This window comes from Arthrobacter sp. E3 (assembly GCF_017353415.1).
Taxonomy (GTDB): Bacteria; Actinomycetota; Actinomycetes; order Actinomycetales; family Micrococcaceae; genus Specibacter.
Genome location: NZ_JAFMPX010000068.1, coordinates 1 through 4,125, shown reverse-complemented (window position 1 = coordinate 4,125; position 4,125 = coordinate 1). Strand labels below are relative to the sequence as shown.

The 4,125-nt window shown below is 54.7% G+C and carries 4 protein-coding genes; 3 read left to right on the top strand and 1 reads right to left on the bottom strand.

The features are described from left to right. The coding region (locus JMA46_RS16585) for a hypothetical protein (protein ID WP_207346454.1) at positions 1 to 378 on the bottom strand (378 nt) is incomplete at its 3' end. Positions 379 to 1,007: 629 nt separating this feature from the next. Between JMA46_RS16585 and JMA46_RS17375 the strand changes: the two genes are divergently transcribed. From JMA46_RS17375 to JMA46_RS16575, 3 genes are read left to right on the top strand one after another with little or no spacing between them, the layout of a single operon-like run. After that, positions 1,008 to 1,997, top strand: a complete 990-nt coding sequence (locus tag JMA46_RS17375; RefSeq protein WP_348770210.1) for an NERD domain-containing protein — start codon at positions 1,008 to 1,010, stop codon at positions 1,995 to 1,997. Further along, on the top strand, positions 1,990 to 2,676 hold the full coding sequence (locus JMA46_RS17680) for an ATP-binding domain-containing protein (RefSeq protein WP_348770209.1): 687 nt from the start codon (positions 1,990 to 1,992) through the stop codon (positions 2,674 to 2,676). Before JMA46_RS17375 ends, JMA46_RS17680 begins: the two co-directional genes overlap by 8 nt. Before the next feature lie 45 nt (positions 2,677 to 2,721). Continuing rightward, a complete protein-coding gene (locus JMA46_RS16575; RefSeq protein ID WP_207346453.1) occupies positions 2,722 to 4,047 on the top strand; it encodes an SIR2 family protein in 1,326 nt (441 codons plus the stop codon). Positions 4,048 to 4,125 lie beyond the last annotated feature (78 nt).

The following is a 4,125-nucleotide window of genomic DNA, read 5'->3' as shown; positions in this document are numbered from 1 at the left end:
CCCATGCCGAGGCGATGGTGAAGTGGTCCATGATCGGGCTGATGGCCAGGCGTCTCTCACCGCCAGCCGGCCGCCTTCCTTGGCAGCCCGGAACGGCAAAATAACCACTTTCCCAACACGTTCTAAGTCAATGACGTTCAGGATCTGGTTGGTCTTCGCAACACGTTCTTCGGCTTTAGTGCCGTTCAGTAGTTCACGGACGGCGTCGGCAACGTGACGGGCAAGGACGTCTGGCGAGATTTCCTTATCGACCTGGATGAGCTCCTGCTGCAACTCCGGGACCAGCTGGAGCCGGTTTCCCAAGTCATCGGTGTGCAGCAGCTCGTAAAGCCCTTCGACCAGCAATTCTGCCGGTTCTCCCCCATCAAATGTGTTCACCAGGCCAGGGTATGCGATGGGTTGGACATTGCCAGAGATTGACGGCTATGTGGTGACACATCGTCCGTACTTTACTAGGCCTATACATCGCACGTGCCCTTCCTGAAGTTTCAAAACTCACATACTCTGTACATCCCCAGAATTTGTGAGGTGCTGAACTGGCTGATTCCTAGGCCATTTTTGAAGACAACGTTGAACAGGTCCATGACACCGCAACAGGCATTCAGGTCCCACGATAGAGACAACCGTCGTCTGCTACAGCTCTCGGTGAAATCCCGTACACTCGCATTCCACCGCTCCTGCTTTCTCGAAACCTAAAAAACGAGGTGGTGCGTACGGCTCGAGGCCCAGAATTCTGGTCCGAGAATCAGTTCCTGGCCGTTGTGTCTTCGGCAGTTGGTGGGCAGGTGAATAATCATGACGAACTCTGCGAAGCGGAACTGCCGAAGCTACCATCAACTATTCAAACGCGGCACCGATATGCGGCGATCAAGATCTTTCCACTGGACTAGAATCTTCCAATGCAGAAGTGGCGTCAAGAATGGAGCTCAAGTCTTTAGGGACTGGCGGGCTACGCCGCAGGTAGATTGATGGCTACGCCGTGTTTCACTTCTGAAAGGCCATCCCAAGTGCGCTGTATCCCGCCTGAACCCGACTTCTCCGAAGGCCAGCACGCCGAGAAGGCAGTGTGGGACCTCCTGAAGGCTGAACTGCCTGACAACGTGGTCCTGGCCCACTCGGTTCAGGTCCGTCACGGCCGCGCGGAACACGAGATCGACATCCTTGTCCTCTGGCCTGGAGTAGGTCTCGCCGCTCTTGAGGTCAAGGGCGGGCAGATCACCAACGAGCACGGCCAGTGGTTCCAGTCCGGAAGCAACGGAGGCAAGCACAAGCTGCAGGATCCCCTTGCGCAGTCGCAGGGCTCAGCTCACGCTTTCAAAGACTGGTTGAGCGACCAAATCGGATCCCCGCTCACCAGCAGGTTCGCCTACATGGCTTCTTTCCCATACTCGGTTATGTCAGCGGAATGGGTTAAAACCGGCAGTCCCCGAGCACTCTTCCTCGACCAGAACGATCTCAAAAGCCCTGCTGAGAGGATCCGGCACGCCATCGAAACTGAAGGTGGCGGTGCAGTTCCTTTGGCTACTCGATTTTTGGAGAGAATTATCCCCCGGCTTGAAGGCAGTCTAGACCAGCCCGAAACCAGCGCAGCCGGGTACGAAGAAGACGAAGAAAAGCAGGACCGTTTGACCGAACGGCAGGCAGTGCTGCTCGGCGCCACCCGCTCGTTGACACGCATCAAGTTCACAGGAGGCGCTGGCAGCGGCAAGACCTGGCTGGCAGTGGAGAAGGCACGTGAACTGTGCAAAGCCGGAAAGCGCGTTGGGCTGTTTTGTTACAACAAGGGTCTTGGCATGCACCTTTCCAATGAAGTGCTGCGATGGAAATCTGCGAAGCCTGCATTCACGGGCGAGTTTCACGAATTCGTTAAGTCGCTGGGAGTGCCGGACGGCGTTGGGCAGGAATACTACGACGTCGAGATGCCACGAATGCTGAAGGAACTCGCAATCGCTCAGCCAGCCAGCCACAGAAAAATTCGACGCCGTCATCGTGGATGAGGCACAGGACTTCGCTCCGCTCTGGTGGGAAGCTCTGCGTGTCTGTCTCAAAGACCCTGCCAATTCAGAAATATACGCGTTCATGGATGACGGCCAGGACGTCTACCGCCGCTTTGATTCCGTGGATCCCATCCCGGACTTACTCCCCATTCATATTGACGACAATCTGCGCAACTCGAAAAAGATAGCCGAAACGTTCAAGAGTTTTGCCGGGGAAAAGTTCACCCCTCGAGGGAGCACTGGAATGGCAGTGCGTCGGGTTGAGTGCTCCGATGCTGACGCGCTAGACGTGGCCAGTGATTGTGTAGATGCGCTCATTCAGGATGGATGGGACAACAACCAAATTGCCCTGTTGACCACCAACTCTCGCCATCCTATCCACCTTGCCTACTTTGAAGCCGGCAACATGGACGAGTACTGGAAAGAGTTCCACGCCGACGAGGCCGAGTTTTATGGCCATGTCCTCGGATTCAAGGGGTTGGAGCGCTCCGTGGTCATCCTGTGCGTCAACGGATTCAAGGACATGGAACGAGCGGCCGAGCGCCTGTATGTTGGCTTGTCCCGAGCGCGGACCTTGCTGGTGGTGGTTGGTGACTCCGAGCAGTTACGTGAAGCCGGCGGGAGCCAGCTCGACCTGGTGTTGTCTCGGGCACAGAAATGGAGCCCTTACGTTGACTAGTAAGCCCTATACCCAACTTCATGAACTAGTAGCTTGGATAACCTCATGACCTCACCACACGTCTTCGTAACCATGGGAAATCTGCTCCACTTTCAATGCGATGCATGGTTGCTGCCCACGGATGCTCGCCTCAATATCAACCCGATATGGACCGCTGAGCTTCACCAATTGAAAGCAGCCATAGCACGTACCGATACTTCCGCCATGCGGCACGGGAGTGAGTATGCCTGCGCTGTTTCTGATTGGGGTCAATCTGAACCCATGCCCGTACTGACAACGGTTCCGTTACAGGGTGTAAGCAACGCCGACGAGCTACGCCCACACTTCAAGGCCTTCCTTGAAACAGCTGCCAAAGCCGTTGCCAAACAACGCCGCACCAAGAGACCTCTACCCCTTTTAGCTGTTCCACTTTTCGGAACTGGACACGCCGCAGGCGGAATATACCGTGGCGACATTCTCCGTGCACTCCTCGAGGAAGCCAACGAAGCTGCCAAGCAGTACAAAGTAGACGTGGCATTTGTTCTCCAGGACTCCGCGGCGTATTCACTGGCCCAGCAGATACGTAAAGAAGATCCAGCCATCTCTTGGTCCACCCTCAGCGCTGGCCTTAGGGATCAAGTCTTAGAACTGGCAGCGAAGGCCAAACAAGACAAGTTGGTCCCCTTTATGGGTGCCGGAGTTAGCATCAGCGCTGGGGCGCCAACTTGGGAGGACCTGCTGAAAATTCTGGCCAACAAGCTTAGCCTTGTGGACGGGGAGCGGATCAATCTAGAAAGCGTGAAGTCCACCGTGGATCGCGCCACTATTATCAAAAGCATCTTCACTGAGAAACAAGCTCGGAGTGAGCAAAATGAATCCTTCGGACAATTCGTAGCTAGCCACGTCAATGTTAGGCGTTACGGGCTGGCGCCTGCTTTGATCGTGGGCATCGGGTCCCAAGCAGCCATCACGTTGAACTACGACACGTTGTACGAGAATGCTGCCAAAGATGCTGGGGTACCAGCAACAGTCATTCCAGATGATATTTCCACGGATTCCGACCGCTGGCTACTCAAGCTTCATGGATCCATCACCAGCCCCGATTCAATCGTTTTGACCCGCGACGACTACCTTGGATACAGCTCAAATCGGCAAGCGCTTACTTCCTTGGTCAAGGCACATTTATTGACGCACCATTTGCTCTTCATAGGCTTTGGACTGGCAGACGATCACTTCCATGAGATCATTTTCGATGTCCGTCAGGCTCTACCTGAAACCAGGAATCATGAATTTGGCACTGTTTTGGCGCTTCAAGATGATCCACTCCAGCGCCACTTATGGAAGAGCCCTCTACGTCAGGCTGGTTGTGAGTCATTCGTGTCTTTTGATTAAAGGAGCCAGCCATGTCATCAATTACGAAGGGTTATACAAGGGATGAGATTCGTGGGTTGGTCCATGAATATTATTTGC

What these genes read in the sequence shown, in the direction of transcription:
- JMA46_RS16575 (WP_207346453.1), top strand. Translation starts at nt 2,722, where the DNA reads ATGACCTCACCACACGTCTTCGTAACCATGGGAAATCTGCTCCACTTT.